At 42.5% G+C, this 18,024-nt stretch carries 13 protein-coding genes; 9 read left to right on the top strand and 4 right to left on the bottom strand.

The window, feature by feature from the left end:
• Window positions 1-2: 2 nt before the first annotated feature.
• The 5 genes from infC to QQK21_RS11210 all read left to right on the top strand — a co-directional run bounded on the left by infC (window position 3) and on the right by QQK21_RS11210 (window position 3,593).
• Window positions 3-554: a translation initiation factor IF-3 gene (gene infC / locus QQK21_RS11230; RefSeq protein WP_284192327.1), complete on the top strand. Its 552-nt coding sequence runs from the start codon at window positions 3-5 to the stop codon at window positions 552-554.
• A 116-nt stretch (window positions 555-670) separates the two neighbouring features.
• Window positions 671-865, top strand: coding sequence for a 50S ribosomal protein L35 (rpmI, locus tag QQK21_RS11225; RefSeq protein ID WP_004401085.1), 195 nt, complete (start codon window positions 671-673; stop codon window positions 863-865).
• 41 nt (window positions 866-906) lie between these two features.
• A complete protein-coding gene (gene rplT / locus QQK21_RS11220; RefSeq protein ID WP_284192283.1) occupies window positions 907-1,260 on the top strand; it encodes a 50S ribosomal protein L20 in 354 nt (117 codons plus the stop codon).
• A gap of 208 nt (window positions 1,261-1,468) precedes the next feature.
• Window positions 1,469-2,683, top strand: a complete 1,215-nt coding sequence (lhgO, locus tag QQK21_RS11215) for an L-2-hydroxyglutarate oxidase (RefSeq protein WP_431313111.1) — start codon at window positions 1,469-1,471, stop codon at window positions 2,681-2,683.
• Between the two features lie 79 nt (window positions 2,684-2,762).
• The gene (locus QQK21_RS11210; protein WP_284192281.1) at window positions 2,763-3,593 is read left to right on the top strand and encodes a DUF6279 family lipoprotein; all 831 of its coding nucleotides are present in this window, start codon (window positions 2,763-2,765) and stop codon (window positions 3,591-3,593) included.
• A 28-nt stretch (window positions 3,594-3,621) separates the two neighbouring features.
• Here QQK21_RS11210 and exaC read toward each other — a convergent pair whose 3' ends face one another.
• Window positions 3,622-5,142, bottom strand: a complete 1,521-nt coding sequence (gene exaC, locus QQK21_RS11205; protein ID WP_284192280.1) for an acetaldehyde dehydrogenase ExaC — start codon at window positions 5,140-5,142, stop codon at window positions 3,622-3,624.
• 231 nt (window positions 5,143-5,373) lie between these two features.
• On the opposite strand from exaC, the gene QQK21_RS11200 reads away from it, so the two are divergent.
• Window positions 5,374-6,387, top strand: a complete 1,014-nt coding sequence (locus tag QQK21_RS11200) for a sigma-54-dependent Fis family transcriptional regulator (protein ID WP_431313110.1) — start codon at window positions 5,374-5,376, stop codon at window positions 6,385-6,387.
• On the opposite strand, the gene QQK21_RS11195 is transcribed toward QQK21_RS11200, so the two are convergent.
• The gene (locus QQK21_RS11195) at window positions 6,384-6,521 is read right to left on the bottom strand and encodes a hypothetical protein (protein ID WP_284192279.1); all 138 of its coding nucleotides are present in this window, start codon (window positions 6,519-6,521) and stop codon (window positions 6,384-6,386) included. The two genes, QQK21_RS11200 and QQK21_RS11195, sit on opposite strands and share 4 nt — an antisense overlap.
• Window positions 6,522-7,020: 499 nt before the next feature.
• Here QQK21_RS11195 and QQK21_RS11190 point away from each other — a divergent pair, with 499 nt between their 5' ends.
• Window positions 7,021-7,371, top strand: coding sequence for a hypothetical protein (locus QQK21_RS11190; protein ID WP_284192278.1), 351 nt, complete (start codon window positions 7,021-7,023; stop codon window positions 7,369-7,371).
• Window positions 7,372-7,523: 152 nt separating this feature from the next.
• Here QQK21_RS11190 and QQK21_RS11185 read toward each other — a convergent pair whose 3' ends face one another.
• The gene (locus tag QQK21_RS11185; protein ID WP_284192277.1) at window positions 7,524-9,329 is read right to left on the bottom strand and encodes an immunoglobulin-like domain-containing protein; all 1,806 of its coding nucleotides are present in this window, start codon (window positions 9,327-9,329) and stop codon (window positions 7,524-7,526) included.
• 284 nt (window positions 9,330-9,613) lie between these two features.
• Window positions 9,614-10,582: a peptidoglycan DD-metalloendopeptidase family protein gene (locus tag QQK21_RS11180; RefSeq protein WP_284192276.1), complete on the bottom strand. Its 969-nt coding sequence runs from the start codon at window positions 10,580-10,582 to the stop codon at window positions 9,614-9,616.
• A 275-nt stretch (window positions 10,583-10,857) separates the two neighbouring features.
• Here QQK21_RS11180 and QQK21_RS11175 point away from each other — a divergent pair, with 275 nt between their 5' ends.
• Together QQK21_RS11175 and QQK21_RS11170 are read left to right on the top strand one after the other, a co-directional pair.
• Window positions 10,858-15,942, top strand: a complete 5,085-nt coding sequence (locus QQK21_RS11175; RefSeq protein WP_284192275.1) for a hypothetical protein — start codon at window positions 10,858-10,860, stop codon at window positions 15,940-15,942.
• A gap of 66 nt (window positions 15,943-16,008) precedes the next feature.
• A partial coding sequence (locus tag QQK21_RS11170) for a hypothetical protein (RefSeq protein ID WP_284192274.1) occupies window positions 16,009-18,024 on the top strand: 2,016 nt, incomplete at its 3' end.

Below are 18,024 nucleotides of genomic sequence, written 5' to 3'. Positions count from 1 at the left end.
CTATTAAAGGCGGAAAACGCGGCCAACAACCGGCCAAACAAAATGCTCACCGTTTAAACGGTGAAATCCGAGGCGTACGTGAGGTTCGACTCACAGGCGCTGACGGTGAATCAGTTGGTATCGTCTCGATCCAAGAAGCGGTTGCTGCAGCTGAAGAAGCTGGTATGGACCTTGTAGAAATCAGTCCAAATGCTGAGCCACCTGTCTGTCGTGTGATGGACTATGGTAAATTCCTCTTTGAGAAGAGCAAAGCTGCTAAAGAGCAGAAGAAGAAGCAAAAGCAGATCCAGATTAAGGAAGTAAAATTCCGTCCTGGAACTGATATAGGAGACTATCAGGTAAAACTACGCAACCTGACGCGTTTCCTAGAAGAAGGCAACAAAGTGAAAGTAACGATTCGCTTCCGTGGCCGAGAAATGGCACACCAAGATATCGGTGTTGATGTTCTAAATCGTCTTAAGGAAGACACGGTCGAATTGGCTGTTGTCGAATCTTTCCCTAAGAGGATTGAAGGCCGTCAGATGATTATGGTGCTTGCCCCTAAGAAGAAGTAATTAACGGCTTACAAGTAATAAACCCTGCCACTTCCTCCTAATGAGGCACCAGTGACAGGGTTTTATTCGCCCTGATTACATGTTTATTAAACTACTACAATGCGGAGTTATTCATCATGCCTAAGATGAAAACCAACAAAGGTGCTGCTAAGCGTTTCAAGAAAACTGCTGGTGGTATTAAGTACAAGCACGCGACTAAACGTCATATCTTGACTAAGCGTACTACTAAGAACAAGCGTCAACTACGTCCAAACGCGATCCTTCCTAAATGTGAAGTGGCTGCTGTTGTTCGTATGATGCCATACGCTTAATTCTTTTTAGTTTAATTATCGTTTAGTTTAGGAGAAGCATAATGCCTCGCGTAAAACGTGGTGTACAAGCTCGTGCACGTCATAAGAAAGTTCTAAAACAAGCTAAAGGTTACTACGGTGCACGTTCACGTGTTTACCGCGTAGCTTTCCAAGCAGTTACTAAAGCTGGTCAATACGCTTACCGTGACCGTCGTACTAAGAAACGTCAATTCCGTCAACTATGGATTGCACGTATTAATGCGGCATCTCGTCAAAATGGTCTATCTTACAGCCGTTTCATCAACGGTCTTAAGAAAGCATCTATCGAGATCGACCGTAAAATTCTTGCTGATATTGCGGTATTCGACAAATCTGCGTTCACAGTACTTGTTGAAAAAGCGAAAGCTGCTCTTTAAGAAGAGTGAGTGATTAGGATTAAGAGAAAGAGGAGCTTAGGCTCCTCTTTTTTGTTTTGGCCCATTCTAAAATGTTTTAAATCACATTTTAGTCATTTAAAGCCCGCAGACATTCACCTCATGCACCGATTGTGCTCCCGATACACGTATTGACGGCTTTTAGCTCATACAATGGTGGCTATAGCCGTAGTAATAGGAAGTGGGCAACATGCATGACTACATTATCGTTGGTGGCGGTATTATCGGAGCATCAACAGCGTGGCAACTCAAGAAAAAATACCCCAACAAACGTATTTTGCTGCTAGAAAAAGAGCACGAGTTTGCTCAACATCAAACCGGGCACAATAGCGGGGTTATTCATGCTGGGGTTTACTATCCGCCCAAGAGTCTTAAGGCTGAATTTTGCAAACAAGGAGCCATAGATACCCTGGATTTTTGCCATCGGCATGGCATCAAAGTCGAGAATTGCGGTAAGCTGATTGTGGCTACGTCTAAGATTGAACTTGAGAGAATGCAGGCACTCTTTGAACGTTGCCAACAAAATGATATTGATGTTGAACTGCTCGATCAAAACCAGCTTACGCTCCTTGAGCCGATGATTCATGGGCTTGGTGCTCTTCATGTGAAAACAACAAGCATTGTTGATTACCAAGAAGTTACCCTAGGTATGATAAAGGACTACATCGAGCTAGGTGGTGAGATCGGTTTATCGACACAGGTGATTGCTGGGCAAGAATTTGAACATGAAATTGAGCTGACTTGCACACATGCAGGTCAGACGATGCAGCTCAACACCCGATACTTGATTACCTGTAGTGGCCTTATGGCAGATAGATTAACCGCGATGTTGGGGATTAAGACTGACTTTCAGATCGTCCCTTATCGAGGGGAATACTACCGACTGGACACAAAACACAACCAGATAGTGAAGCATTTGATCTATCCGGTTCCTGATCCTGACTTGCCATTTTTAGGTGTGCATCTGACCAAAATGATAGATGGTAGTGTGACCGTTGGTCCAAATGCTGTTCAAGGTTGGAAACGAGAAGGCTATTCGAAGCTGAATTTCAGCGCACGCGATACAATTCAAATGCTCAAATTTAAAGGCTTTTGGCGGGTAACACGCCGGCATTGCAAGACGGGTCTTAAGGAATTATTTAATTCTTGGTGGAAACCGGCTTATCTTAAACAAGTTCAAAAATACTGTCCTTCTCTCACGGTTGAAGATTTAAAACCCTATCCTGCGGGAATTCGGGCGCAAGCAGTATTACAAGACGGAACATTAGTTCATGATTTTTTGTTTGCTGAGAGCACTCGCAGCTTGCATGTGTGTAATGCGCCTAGTCCAGCCGCAACATCCGCTATCCCAATTGGTGCTCATATCTGCCAAAAAGTGGCCGATAAATTTGCGCCTAACTCGTAATTTGCTCGTATCAATATGAGTAAGTCAATGTGATAGGGAGGCCGCTATACTACTTATGGTATAGCATGAGGGGTAGGTCATGAAAAAATGGGTGATACTCATACTGAGTCTTGTTTTAGTAGGCTGCGGGACAAAGTTTGTTTATAACAACATCGATTGGATCGTGATTGAGTACGTCGATGACTTTGTTGAATTAACGGATGAACAAGAGACCCTGATCAGCAACACGCTTGAACGTCTAACCGCGTGGCACAAGGCACACGAGCTTCCCAACTACATTGAGCATTTGAATCAACTGATCGAACTTGATCCTAGTACCCTCACGCTCGATGATATCCAGCAACAAGAAACTAAGCTTCAGGCTCATACTCAAAGGTTACTGCACCACCTTGCACCTGATATTTTGCTGTTGGCCAAACAGCTTTCTGATGAGCAAGTTGAAGAATTAATGGACAGCATTCGCGTACGCCACACTCGCTACAAGAAGAAGTACCAAAAGTTATCAGAGCAGGAAATTCGAGCCCATTACGGTAAAAAGCTCACTGAAAATATTGAGGATTGGTTAGGGCCGCTGAGTCGAGAGCAAAAGCAGTGGATTGCAGAATGGACATCTGAACTTTACGTGACGTCCTATGACTGGATAGATCACCAAACCAAAATGAGGGTTGAGATCAGCACTTTACTGAGTCGTCGTTCGGATGAGCGCTATTTTGTGCCCCACTTTGAACAATTGATGTTTGACCCAACCAGTTTTTACGCACAAGCTCTCCAGCAAAAGATTGACCATAATAGAGCGACGGCACATCAGTATTTGGTGAAAATCATCAATTCAGTCTCACCCAAGCAAACACGCCATTACCGACAAGAGTTAAAAGATTGGCGAGATATCGCACTTGAAATACATAACTAAAAAAGCGCCCGAAGGCGCTTAGAAGAGTTTAGAAAAAGCCCATTGGATTGACATCATAACTCACCAGCAGATTTTTGGTGTTTTGATAATGATCCAGCATCATCTTGTGAGTCTCACGGCCAATACCTGACTTTTTATACCCGCCAAATGCCGCGTGCGCAGGGTAGGCGTGGTAGCAATTGATCCAGATACGACCAGCTTCAATTCTTCTGCCCATGCGATAGGCGAGGTTGGTATCACGAGTCCACACACCAGCCCCAAGCCCATACTCAGTATCATTGGCGATGGCTAGGGCGTGTTGCTCATCTTTGAATTTGGTGATGGCAATGACAGGTCCAAAAATTTCTTCTTGGAATACGCGCATTTTATTATGACCTTCGAGCAATGTTGGTTGAATGTAGTAGCCGGACTCTATCTCTCCCGATTGCTGAGCTATGCCACCGCCAAACACAACTCTGGCCCCCTCTTGTCGACCGATATCGAGATAACTCAATATCTTATCGAATTGCTCTTTGGAGGCTTGTGCGCCAACTTGAGTATTAGTATCAAGCGGGTTACCTTGGACAATACTTTTTGCACGTTGAGCGACTTTTTCAACGAAACGATCATAGATAGATTCATGTACTAGAACACGCGATGGGCAAGTACACACCTCGCCCTGATTGAAAAATGCCAGCAGGGTGCCCTCTATGCATTTCTCTAGATACTCATCTTCATGGTCAAAAATATCAGGGAAATAAATATTGGGTGACTTACCACCAAGCTCAACGGTTGAGGGGATCAGGCTATCTGCGGCACATTTTAAGATATGCTGACCCACATCCGTCGAACCTGTAAAGGCGAGTTTTGCGATCCGGCGACTGGTCGCGAGTGCTTGGCCCGCTTCCCTGCCGTAACCATTTACGATATTGATGACACCTGCGGGAATAAGATCGCCTATCACTTCCATCAATACTAAAATCGACGTTGGAGTTTGTTCTGCAGGTTTAAGAACCACGCAGCAACCCGCGGCTAGAGCCGGTGCCAGCTTCCAAGCCGCCATCAACATCGGAAAATTCCATGGAATGATTTGACCTACGACACCGACTGGCTCGGGAAAATGATAGCTTGCAGTATTGGCATCAAGCTCAGCTGCGCTGCCTTCTTGAGCACGAATACATCCTGCAAAGTAGCGAAAATGATCCACCACTAGGGGCAGGTCTGCTGCGAGGGTTTCACGAATTGGCTTACCATTCTCCCAAGTTTCTGCAATCGCGAGTAACTCAAGGTGTTGCTCGATTCTATCAGCGATTTTGAGTAGTAAGTTAGAACGCGCACTAACACTGGTTGTTGCCCAAGCACTTTTAGCCTTATGAGCCGCATCGAGTGCCAGCTCAACATCTGCCTCATTCGAGCGAGCAACCTGACAATAGGTTTGGCCATTGACAGGGGAGATATTGTCAAAATATTCGCCAGATTGTGGTTTAACCCACTCACCTCCAATGTAGTTGTCATAGTGCGTTTTGAATTTAATAACAGAATCAGGGCTATTGGGTTGTGGATAAATCATAAAAATGTCCTTATTTATTATTCAAGTGCGTTGTTTGAACGCATTATTTGCGACGCAACACAACGCAAATCACAGGCCAAATGTTGCAAGCTTGTTGTCGATATCGTGTGAAGCTAGAGTAGCGTTGCTCTCAGGGACAGAGACCCAAAGAAATCTGAGAAAAAACAAGCATGATCGCATTGCTCACTGTGTCATTTTGGTGCAGTAGTTGTGTTCAGTTATGGAACAGATATGGAACAACACATTGTGCAGATGGACTCTTGGTTAGCGTCACCATTGGTTAGAGAACAATACATTGTTAAGTCTTCACCTAGCCTTCATTATGGCGATCCAGAAGTTAGGCAGGCGTGGAATTACGCAACAAAGATAGTCGGATCTGGGATTCATTTACTGATCTTAGGTGACACGGGAGTGGGGAAAGGGGAGTTTGTAAAGGCGCTCCATAAACACAGTCGTTTCTCCCATAAACCGTTAGTGACAGTGAATTGTGCAGCACTACCCGATGATTTGATTGAATCAGAATTATTTGGTTATGCACCCGGTTCATTTACGGGGGCAAACCCCAAAGGTTACTGTGGACGAATTAGGCAAGCAGACAAAGGGATTCTCTTTCTTGATGAAATTGGTGACATGTCTCTGCAGGCACAGTGCCGCCTTCTATCGGTATTGCAGGATAAGCTCGTGACACCTTTAGGCTCAACCCGCTCCTACAGTATCGATGTAGAAGTCATCTCGGCCACACACCAAGATTTAGAGCAGTTGATCGCCAAAGGGCGCTTTCGACAAGATTTGTATTACCGCCTTAATGGTTTGACTGTGGTACTTCCTGCGCTCAACCAGCGTAAAGACAAGGCCCAAATAATTAACCGAATTCATGCCAAACATCGCACGCAGGCGCAGAAAATCTCACCAGAGGTGATGAAAAAGCTTATGGCTTATTCGTGGCCGGGCAATATACGTGAGCTCGACAATTTGCTAAAGGTGGCGACATTAATGGCTAATGACAGCGCTGAGATCGTTTTTGAACACCTGCCACAGCAGTGGCAACGCTCTTTGCAAAAGGTGTATCCTGTCAGTGAATTGCCAAGCACAGATCTAAATACCACCCTGAATAAAACCCTAATTGATGCTTATAACGCCAATCAGGGTAACATCAGCAAGGTAGCGCGCGAATTAGGAGTGAGCCGCAATACGGTTTATCGAAAGTTAAAGGCGCTTGGATTGTTGGCGAGAATGAATCCTTAAAACCCGCCCTTTCTCTGCGCTTCTTTGACCAATGCTTGACGTTCTCTTTCCTTGAGAGAATCGGAATCTTGATTGTTTGCCTTTTGAACTTGTTTTGAATCAGCAAGTAGAGCGAAAAATTTGTTTGTCATCATAGTAACAGCCTCAAATTATGACTTCTTTTTAAGAGGTTTTATGCTGTCCCAAGCTTTCGTTTTTCAACGCCGGGCAGCGACGACCGCTTCAACACCACCTTGTCATTACAGCATAGCTGAACTTACGACATTTGTTGATATTAAGGTTAATAATTATTTTAAATAGATACAAAAATTGTTAATAAGCTGACATGGTTACATCAAAATATTTATTTTTTGAAGCTATTTAAATTATACAGTGATACATTTTTTGGAAAATTTTGATACTAGTCCAAATCTGATTGAAACATTAAAAAAAACCACGATTAACGATATATTAAAAAATCATAACTTATTGTTTTGTAAATGATTATTGTATTTATTATCACATCTGTAATTTGTGTGCATTATGTTTGGAGGAAATGTCACCGAATAAATTATTCACTATTGTAATCGATTGCCTAATTAAATATTTTGAATTCGCCTGATGGCCTTTTAAAACATAATTATAGGTAATGAAATGAAGAAACTAATTTTATCAACATTAGCTCTAACATTATTTGCTTCAAACAGCGCACTTGCAGAAGAAAGATACAGCCCAAATGAACTACTATACGGTGGCGTTAGCATCAGTGCTGATGGTGTATTGAGCTCAAAAGCCAGCTTTGCTTGCGCGGCACCGACAGAAGTTGAGTTCACTATGAGCTCAGACAACAGCGTTCAAGTCGCCGTTAAAGATCGACTCATTGACTGCCGTATGATCCCTTGGGTTCAAGATTTTAGCATCGACCTTAAACCACTACTTCAGCAATACGGCTACCATCAAAGTGAGCTAAGTATTGTTAACAAAATTACGTTTGAGCAAGAGTAATTGACCCAATCGACGAGCCAATCACTCATATCTTAGAACCCACTTTTGTCTGAGATAGGATTGAATAGACAAAGAAGCGATGGTTATATTCCCCCTAAAACCTCGCTTCTTTTTATTTAAGATATCAGACTAGTATTGGCGTCCAAGCATGGCTAGTTTAGTGTCCAAGGATCACCATCAGTAGGTACATTGCCTTGTGACCACCATTTAGCACGATAGGTTTGTCCATGATAAGTCACAAGATCATCGGTATTGTAGGTCTGTGTTGAACTCCACTCGTGAATGAGACCATCATCCTCGGCTTGCCATACAGCATTAGTTCCCGGTTCGTCACCTTGTGTCCACCATTGGGCGGTGTAATTTACACCCTTGTACAAGACCTGATCTCCCGTGTTGTAAATAGCTTCTGGGTCCCAAGTTCCACTCCCCGCTTCATCATCAGTCACGGTAATGATGCGATCCCTAACCGTGGTCTCACCTGCCGCGTCGGTGACTTGATAAGTGAGCGTATATTGGGCAACAACGTTAGTGTTTACTTCTCCGGAAACCTGGATATCAGAATTATTAATATCACCATCTTCTGCATCCGTAGCACTCACGCCTTCCATAGGGTCAAAGTTTGAATGAACCAATATCGTTTCATTATTGATACCGTTGATTTCAGGGGCGGTATTATAAACGGTAACTTGCCTGATCTCTTCGGTGGTATTGTTGTCGGAATCTGTCACTGAGTAGGTCAGAGGGTAGGCACCAACGCTATGGGTATCGACTTCACCAGTTACTGTGATATCGCCAGTTAAATCGCCATCTTCGGAATCGTAAGCAGAGACGCCTTGCATTTTGTCGTAGTTACTACCAAATGGGGTACGGTCATCGCCAATACCGCTAATAGACGGTTTGCCATCGGTAGGGGGAGGTGTTTGGCCATGAACATAAGGGCCGTAGTCTTTGACAAACTGCTCATTGTATTGCTGGCCGCTGCTATTGGCTCCCATATCCCAATTGATTGACCAAGTCATAATGCCACGCAATGGCTGCCCCTGATCTTTTAAGCTATCTAAGGACTTGTACATATCATTAGGGTCAGTCACAAAGCCACTGGCTGCGGCATCTGGGTTAGCCGGAACGCCAAATACCAGCTTTTCATGTGGGATCTGAGTATAGCCACGAGTCCCATTTACAATGCTATCAGCAATGTAATAGATGAATACATCTTGATCTTCGTAATTTTGTGGGACCCAAGTGTTTATTTCATCTACCCAAACGCCATCCCCGCCTTGGTTATAAAACTGTGGGTTGATAAAATCGTAGTACCCGTCAAGAGCCGACAGATATGGTGTATAAGCCCCCCCTGACCGCAGGTATGGGAACTCAGGTGCCATGGTGATCATAAAGTTTTGCCCCTGAGACCTATAGTGTTCTTTCACTATGATGAGGGCGGTAGGTATCACGGTAGCATTATCTGCTGCGGTAATCGCAGCTTGCTCCAAGTCAATATCCAGCCCATCAAAACCATAAGTATCCACTAGACGAATGATTTCATTGGCAAGCGCTTGCTCGTCTCCTTTACGAAGTTCAATATGCGCGTCGGCACCGCCGAGCGCAATCTGTACGCTTCTACCTTGTGCATTGAGCTGGGCTATCTGATCTTTAAACTCTTCCTCAGACATACCTATGTCGGGATCTAATTGAAAAGTTGGAATATGACCTGTCGCTGCATCATAGACCTTCATGAAAGATACATTAACCACATTATATTGTGGGTCTACGTCAGTAAGTTCGACGCAAGGAGCATTTCCCCCTTGATAACCACCACCATCACACCAGTTATGCCAATAACCAACCAACACATTTCCATCTTGGTCAACAAGTTGTTGCCCATTACCAGCGATGGCTTGAGCACTGCCTAATGAAAGTGCAGATAGAATACTTAACGCTAAAGCGGTTTTTCTGTTCATTCCTTTTAACCTCTAACATGCTTATTTTTTAAAGCTAATTAAGTCCTGGGAATGACGCTAACCAAATTTTGGCAAAGAGTAAAATTAAGTTGTGAAATATTCAGCCCTGCTCCAAAGATTTTGCTGATGATGTTATTTTTAAGGTCTGTGTGATAATTAAAATGAATAATTTAGGTGTGATTTATTTTTATGAATGTTTGTTTGGTCTACTAAGAAAATTTAGACGAGATAAAGTTCGGAAAGTTAATTTTCTATATTTAATATCTACATATGTGATTAATTGTTTATTGAACATTAACTTGCTGATTAAGTGATACCAGTGCGTTTTTAGCGTCTGCGGTTTGGCTGGAGATCTGCTCCACGGCCACTTTTTCTGCAAAAATACGTTTCTTTTCAAAATCAATCGGTCGTCCGTCTTTCCAAAGTTCAAAATGCAGATGTGCACCGGTTGTGCGCCCTGTGTTACCACTTGCACCAACGGTTTGTCCTTGAACAACATTGTCTCCTTGACTCACAAAACGTTTCGACAAATGTAAGTAGCGCGTTCGCAAACCATCAGGGTGAAGAATGACAATATAATTGCCAGCTAGAGGATGATAACGCGAGGCAACAACACGTCCAGATGAAATACTCACAACCGGTGTGCCAACTGGGACTGCGTAATCAGTGCCCATATGAGGTGTAACTTTATGAGTGATAGGATGTTGCCTAGAAGGGTTAAACTGTGAGCTAACCCTAAACTGACGTGAAACAGGGGAAAGAAGCAGTTTATCTTTATAAAACCGCTCACCGTCAGAGCTAAAAAGGGCGCCTTTGTCATCACTGTACACATAAAACATTTGTTTATTGTCACGGTACAAAAATGCTTCGAGCTGGTTTTGTTGGTCAATTATAAATGCGAATCGACCTTGGCGAGAAACCGAATGAATAAAATCAAATTTACCCGATACCAATGAGCTCAAATACCCTATGGTATCGGGCGATGCCCCTGATGCCAGAGCTGAACCATAAAAAGAATAACCAATCGAACCACTGAATATGGTGGGTTTGACGATTGCAGTCGGGGGAACTTGCGTGACATTAGCGTCCGTTGGTACTTCCAGTATCACTTCCTCTTGCTCAAAGGGTTCAGTGTTACTGTGATTAAAAGGAATCACTTCGATAATGGCGCACAATGCTAATGGAATGAGCGCCAAATGCCAAAAAGACAGCCAATCTTTATAGCTTTTTTGCTGAATAGACGTTGAATGCATTAAGGGTGCTATTTTAATTTTTTTCCAATGATAGAGGTTTAAATATGAAAATCTAGACAAAAATTAATATAAATCATTAATCATAATCTCGCTAAATAAGTTGCTTTAAATAGAATGTAATACAATATGTCGTTACAAAGCTTAGGTCTATATTCATAACGTATAAATGGCCAGTTAAATTGTGTTTTTTGCCTGTCATTTTGCCATGTTGAGAAATTAAAATTCCCAAATATAATCGGTGACAATTTAAATTGTCATTGGTATCGACTACAAAAATGAAACACTGTACTTATCTGGCTTTATTCGCATCTCTTATTCTTACCGCATGTGGCGGTGGTGGTGGTGGTAAAGGAGATTCATCTCCTCCATCTAGAGCCACAGGTTCAATTTCAGGTGTCGTATTTGATGCTCCTGTCTCTGGCGCATCGGTTAAGGTATGGGAATATAAAAACGGTAAAGTAGGGCGGTTATTAGGACAGGCTACAACAGCCAGCGATGGGCAATACAGTGTTGCAGTCAAAACTGCGTCGATGCCGGTATTAATTGATGTTGAAGGCGGCTTATATGAAGACCCTTTTAGCAACAAAAGAATAGAACTGGTCAAAGGGAGTTCTTTAAAATTTCAGAGCCTTATCAACTATGCAGAGGGTGCCAACCAAACGGCGATGGTAACACCTCTGACTTACGCTGCGGCTGGTCTAGCAAAGTACAAGATTCGCCAAGGAATGGATAGCCAGCAGGCGATTAACGCATCAAATGATGAAATAGCCAGTCGTTATGGATTTAATGCTCTAACGGTCCGGCCCAGTGACGTTATCAAGGCGACTCAAGGGGTAGATATCGAAGGTGGGTATAGCGTTCAAAATCAGTATGGTTTGTTGCTTGCGGCTTATTCTTCTTACGCTCGCGACGTTTTGAGGTCACAAGTTGCAGCCGATTCCAATTTTGTAGACACAGACAATACCTATACATCAGCGTATTTAGCCAGAGTACAATATGAAGATGCTCTGGCGGATGGCAAAATGGATGGCATCTTTTTGTATAGTGGCTTAGACACCAGTAGTACATTTGGGCCTGCTAATGTTACCGCAGATACCTACAGTGAAATACTAGCTCAGCATATTATGATTGCGGCTAATGAACTGGATATCACAACCGATTTTTCAGTTTACAGTAAGCAGGTGCAAGGAAAAGATGATGATACTTCTTTAGACAGTACTCCTCCCAGCATTGATAGAGCAGAAACCAGAGTATTACTTGGCAAAGACTCAATTGAATTTAACCTCTCTGATAATATAGGAGTAAAAAATGCAAGTGCTCGCTTAGCCTATAAATTGGATGAACAGTGGCATGAGATTGACTGTAGTGAGTCAAACGACTTTTGTGAGCTAGACAAAAGTGAGTTCCATGCCAAAAAGCGCGAGACCAAAATAAAGGTCATTGTATATACCAAACAATTGGATGATATTGAACGCGACACATCAGAGTTTCATCGCCCTATTGTTAACCAAGCTAAGCTATACGTTACCGTTGAAGATACCAATACAACCGCTAATCAATCCACAGAAGAATTTACTTTTCAATGGGATAACGAAAAACCCATTGTCACTATCACATCCGCTGACACCATCAGTTCAAACACTGACTATAACTTAGAAGGAAGCGTTGAAGACGAGTTTGGTGATATTTCACAAGTTAAAGTATTTATTAAGGGTGCGGAGCAAGAGACACTAAACTGTACAAAAGATGACAATAATGAGCAGGCAACAGGGCGGCACAAGTGTATATTCGCTTACACATACGAAAATGGGATGTTTAAGAGTGGTAAGACAACAATCAAGGTAACAGCAGCGGACAAACATGAATATATTGGTGAAGCAACGAAAATTGTCAAAACAGATATACAAAAACCAAGTTTATCAATTGGATACCCAAGCGTTGATCTTGATTTCGTTATTGATCGAGAGGTTAGAACAGGCTACAAATATGATGCATATACGTTTACTAACGACAACATAGATGGAGTTCTCTACGCGATTAAAGCTGATAAATATTATGTTGAAAATGGCGTTACCGAACTAAAACCTATAACACCTGAAAAGCTGGTTATAAGTGGACCGACATCAAATACTCGTCAAATCCCCTATATTACGGCCACAGTGTCGGATGAAGGGGATCAAGGTTCAGGCCTCGCGTCAAAGGCGGAAGATATTACACTTTCAGTAACGCATTATACTAAGCAAAAGGGTGGGAACTGGCAGAAGCATGGAGAAGCATTAGAGACATCGATAGATGATGAAGGAAACTCTGCATTACCTTACGCAGTAGTTAATGACGATCTAACCTATTACATCCCATTTACCAAAGACGTAATGAAATCGATGAGTACTAACCGCGCGCACAAGCTTGTGATTAGTGCTAGAGATGAAGCTGGAAATACATCCGAACAGTCTGAAGTATACTACAAGCTGTCCTATAACTTACCGAAAATTAAGGTGGTTACACCTTTTATCAATGCCAGTGTGAACTTGCAAGTGTTTGATGGAGATAACAACTTCGTGTCAACAGGGGATACTTGCGATACCATACCAGATCCAAGCTCACCCGATGTGGCTTCTTGTGTTATCGAAGTCCAAAACCCTAGTGCGTCTCAAATCTATCGTTTACGGCTACTTAGCGATGAAGCTAAGAACACACATTATTATGGTTGGGGAACGTCAAATTCCGATAAACCGACAGTAGATCTAGGCACAGAGGCTTTTGCGGTTTATTTTAAAGGCGCAAGCGACAAAACTTTTTATATCACAGAGTTAGCCTCCTATCACTCGGGACTATTTGATTATCAATGGAATAGGAGCAATGATAAAAATGTGGCAACCGCAGAGGATATTCTTAAGCAGGTTAGTCAAGCATTAGCGGGCACCGACTCCTTTTTTGGCTTTGATCCAACCATAACTCCTTATGAAACCAACCTAGAAGCGTCAAAGAGAGATGAGACGGTTGGTAGTCTAAATAATAGTCAGCGCCATAGACTGTTGGTTGAATCATTAACCAATATGGCGACCATGGCCTCCAGTGCACAGGTTGTGAATTCTGTTGAATTTGCTAAAAGAATCTATGCTGATCTCAGCTCTGATGGTAAAGCTGATGGTAGTTTGGATAGCGAAGGAGAGACTCAAACCGTTGTTTTGGGGCATTATGAGTTTTCTACTGATACCTATACCAAAGACTTAGCGAACTTTTATTATTATGCGATGTCAGGGGAGGACTCTTTTGGCTATTTCACATCCAAATACCTTTCGCTCCCTAAAAGAAATCGACCTTATACTGTTGAGAAAAAAGCAGCACTTATTTATGCGGATAGAGTAGCCACAGCAAACCCCAAGTTTTTTAATAAAGAAGTGATTGATCAGAAGAACTTAAAAAGTATTGACAACAAACCTCCCCAAATTGTTATCGACAGTGGTGTTCATGAAATCACAGTTGCTGATAAAACCTATGTTACAGCCAATAAGATGGTATTTACAGTAACATCAACGGACCCAGCAGAAATTGGAAAGGTTGAAATTAAAGTTTTCTACAAGGAAAACGAAGCGAGTGAAGAATTTATAAAGATTGACACTCTTAATATTGTCAAAGATCCTACCCAGCAGGGCAAATATTCTTTTGAGCTTGATACAAGCTCAGGCCAGTACAGTGCTATCAAAATATTCAAAGTTGAAGTCGATGCAACGGATAACAAAAGTAATGCTGGCAAAGCAACGAAAGAGTACCACCTAGATAAAGCCCCACCAGTTGTAATACTAAAAAGGCCGAACGAGGATGGCGACGAAAACGTCTATTTAAGTGCAGCAGGAAGTCAATACCCAGAACTCACATTCAAAATTGAAGATCAAGTAGGCGATGACAAACAACAGCGTCTTGTACAATTTTCTAATGTGAGCTCCGGTGATATCGAAAAATTTACACATCAAAAATTCAGTGTATCTGCGGAGTCAGAGTTCAAAGTGAAACTTTGTAGCTCAGATAACTGTGATGAAAAAGCAATAAACCTCAATGATGGCGAATGGGCACTAAAGGTCAAAGCCGTCGACCAATTTGGACAGGTCACAGAATTAGATAAGTTTGAGCCATTTAAGATTCTTATCGACTCAACGCCGCCAGTTGTAGAAGATCTGGATGGGACGTTAGTGCTTGCTGCAAATGCCAGCTGGACACCACCAATTGATTGGCAAGATGGCGCTGCTGGAGATGAAGTTAAAATTGAGCTCAAGAGACCAAACGATGTATTTGAGCGTCTTGAAAAATGTGATTCTTCAAATAAGAGTGAGTGCACAGAATCTTATATCACGGGAGAAAAAGACAAAATTAAAGTGCAATTGGTGGCGGATGACCTGCAAGAAGGAGATGGGAAGACGCATAAGTTTAAAGTCACCGCTTCAGACTCAGCCTACCCGAGAAATACCAGTAAACCAAAGGAACTGAGCTTTACCCTTGATGGCTCCGGGCCAGAGCTGAGGCAGAGCCAGCCTTGGATTGAAGATCAAACAACAACAAGCGACAAAGTAATAGGCAAGAACTTTAGTTTCAAATTTGCATCAGCTAAAGACCCATCGGGTGTAAAAGAAGTTAATATATATCAGTTGGTTAACGAAGAGTTGGTAGAGCTAAAAACTTGGATCGGTAATAATCCGGGCTGGTGGAATGAAAGTTTTACAATTGTATATTCGTTAGGTAGGGATCCAAATATCGTAATTGATAGTAACAACAAAGTAACGTTTGTTATAGAAGCTGTTGATAATAATGGATTTTCTACCAAAACCAAACCTCAAGCGGTGACCCTAGATACAGAAGGGCCTAAGTTGCAATTAGGTGGTTATGGTGAGGATGCTTATTATTCATCGGGCTATAAATTTACCGTCAATGCCGAAGATTATGCCCGAAATGGTGTGATAACGTCTGCAGGTGTGGATAAAAGTAGTCTTCAATATTGGTTCAATGACCAAGACAACAATAAAACACAGGTAAAGGAAGAAGAGGGTAATTACTACATCACACTGCCTTCAGTACACGCTGATGATGATATGAAGCTGTTTGTGTCTGGGAAAGATATTAGGGGCAATGAGCGTGTAGAACACTTCCCTCTTAAAATAAGCAATAGCGCTCCCCAGCTTTCAAATTTAAATATTTTCTACGCTAATGGTCAAAAGGTTGAAAAAGCAGTAACCCGAACGGGTGACATAAAAATTACTCTTGATGCCCAAGATAACAGTGGGATAGCGAAGGTTGAGTTATTAATTGATTACAACGGTGGTAAAAGTCGTCAGAAATTCGAGATCAATAACGAGGAGAAGTGGTAAACCACACTCACCTTACAGCAAGATGGTGAATATAGTCTAAACATCAAAGCTTATAATAAGGTCCACGTGACATCGGACCAAAGTGCTATGTTTAGTGAAATGGACCATACCTTACATGTTCAAAGACAAGGCGTTGAGCTTTCGATTACTAAGCCGACACCGTTTTCAAGTCATGTTTCAGGAAAAACGCTCTCCGCTGAGTTTGCTGTGGAAAATCATGTGCAACCCAAACAAATTCAGTGCTGGATCCGAGAAAACTATACATCGACTGAGGCCCCTCAAGATCGTGATATGTACACCTCTGGAACAATCATATTGAATTCAGGTGAAGCTCCTCGCTGTAGCATCACGTCTAACGAAGATTTTAACCAAAACCCTGTACTCATTGTAGAAACACTAGGTCAAAACGATGCGACCAACGTGCAGTTGTTTAGCTTTAAACAATTGGATTCGCAGCCGCCAACTCCGGATTTCACTGAAGAGTATGTTGTTACAAAAGACAATATAGGCCCAGCATCGGGTGATACACCAAAGCAGTTCTTTATGAAGTTAGCATTTAAAGACAATATGTCTGGTGTCAATATCAATGCTGGGACATGGCCGAAATTAGAACAGGGGCTCGGGCTCAAACCGATTGAGCCGACAGGATGTCAAAGTTATCAAAATGGCCAGTTTAAATGCACCTATGGAGGGAATTACTCAAGTTTTATTGGCGGTATAGACCCTAATTTGAACTATCAAATTACGAACTTAGTAGACAATGCGGGTAACGAAGCAGAGCCTTACAATCTCAAATTGGTTCTTCCCAATAAAGCACCTGAAGTTTCTATTAATATCGCTGATAACTCCAGTGAATTACGTCAAGATACAATAGTTAATGGTGGTGAGGAATATACGGTTATTTTGAAGACAAGCTTGGATGAGAACTCAAGCATAGATGAAATCGAGGTTAAAGTTGGAGATAGAGTTTATTCATCGTCTAATTCATACGATGACGCCACGTTTCAGAATGTAAATTGTGATAATGCTACGTGTACAGGATTTACGTTTAAGGTGCCTGACAACATCGAGCGATTTAATCTAACAGTCACTGTGAAAGATGTCTTTGGCTTAAAAGGAGAACGTTCAGTAAACAACCTGAGGGTCGATAAAGACGATCCAACAATAGGCAGTATACAAAGCATCGAAAGGCGTGGTGAGAATATCAGGTTTACACTCGATATTTCAGATCAAACCAGTGGACTAAGTGAAGTTACCTACAAGGTAAAGGGGATAGAAACACCCATCATCAAGCAAGAACAAGGTAATGGAGAAGCACTTTATTTTGAATTGAAAGCCTCAGACCTAGGTCCTGAACCATTAACCGTAGACATAACAGCGAAGGATAAGGTTGGCAGAAGCAGTTTAACTTGGGGTAAAAAGATCAATCTCACTTTGCCTGAGATCAGCTTAACCTTATCACCAGAAACCAATTTTGTTGGAGAGAGACTTGCTGTGAAGGACGAAAAACTCTCCGTTACTCTTAACAGCGAAAATGAAGGCAGTTTAATTACAGCGAAAAGTTACAGCGTCATGGTTGCCGGAAGTGAACTGGAAGGTGAGTTTAGCGGTACGAGCTGGCCGGCGGAGATTGGAATTAACTCTGAACGTCAAGGTCAGTCAAGCTTAATCATAAAGGTAACCGATTCACTGGGCCGTGAAATAACCGAGTTCAACTACTCAGATAAGGAATATGATGAGGGTATCCCGGTATTGGTGGACTTTGAACCACCACAGGTTTCGGCTGTTGATTGGCAGGAGTCTCAAGTCTCAGCGGGTGAGGATGTGGCATTGAAGGTGACCTTCAGTGAGCCGGTGAGTCAGCCGTTGGGGTCAACCTTGGGTGATGCAGCCGTGATTTGGTCTGAGGGTGATGAGCTGCGTCAAGAATGGACAGGTCAAGTGGCGGTGCCAATGGATGTAGACACGAGTCTTGAGTCATTAACCTTATCTGTCAAAGGCTATGCAGACCGTGTGGGCAACAGTGGTAATGCAAATCGTGAATATTCACTGCCTTTAACGCCAGTTCTGAGTGATGTGTCG

This window comes from Vibrio zhanjiangensis, assembly GCF_030161235.1.
GTDB lineage: Bacteria > Pseudomonadota > Gammaproteobacteria > Enterobacterales > Vibrionaceae > Vibrio > Vibrio zhanjiangensis.
Note: the sequence above shows the minus strand (reverse complement) of the source record. Positions and strands in the feature narration are given on the sequence as shown.

What these genes read in the sequence shown, in the direction of transcription:
- rpmI (WP_004401085.1), top strand. Translation starts at nt 671, where the DNA reads ATGCCTAAGATGAAAACCAACAAAGGTGCTGCTAAGCGTTTCAAGAAA.
- QQK21_RS11200 (WP_431313110.1), top strand. Translation starts at nt 5,374, where the DNA reads ATGGAACAACACATTGTGCAGATGGACTCTTGGTTAGCGTCACCATTG.
- rplT (WP_284192283.1), top strand. Translation starts at nt 907, where the DNA reads ATGCCTCGCGTAAAACGTGGTGTACAAGCTCGTGCACGTCATAAGAAA.
- QQK21_RS11180 (WP_284192276.1), bottom strand. Translation starts at nt 10,582, where the DNA reads ATGCATTCAACGTCTATTCAGCAAAAAAGCTATAAAGATTGGCTGTCT.
- lhgO (WP_431313111.1), top strand. Translation starts at nt 1,469, where the DNA reads ATGCATGACTACATTATCGTTGGTGGCGGTATTATCGGAGCATCAACA.
- QQK21_RS11195 (WP_284192279.1), bottom strand. Translation starts at nt 6,521, where the DNA reads ATGATGACAAACAAATTTTTCGCTCTACTTGCTGATTCAAAACAAGTT.
- QQK21_RS11185 (WP_284192277.1), bottom strand. Translation starts at nt 9,329, where the DNA reads ATGAACAGAAAAACCGCTTTAGCGTTAAGTATTCTATCTGCACTTTCA.
- QQK21_RS11190 (WP_284192278.1), top strand. Translation starts at nt 7,021, where the DNA reads ATGAAGAAACTAATTTTATCAACATTAGCTCTAACATTATTTGCTTCA.
- exaC (WP_284192280.1), bottom strand. Translation starts at nt 5,142, where the DNA reads ATGATTTATCCACAACCCAATAGCCCTGATTCTGTTATTAAATTCAAA.
- QQK21_RS11175 (WP_284192275.1), top strand. Translation starts at nt 10,858, where the DNA reads ATGAAACACTGTACTTATCTGGCTTTATTCGCATCTCTTATTCTTACC.
- QQK21_RS11210 (WP_284192281.1), top strand. Translation starts at nt 2,763, where the DNA reads ATGAAAAAATGGGTGATACTCATACTGAGTCTTGTTTTAGTAGGCTGC.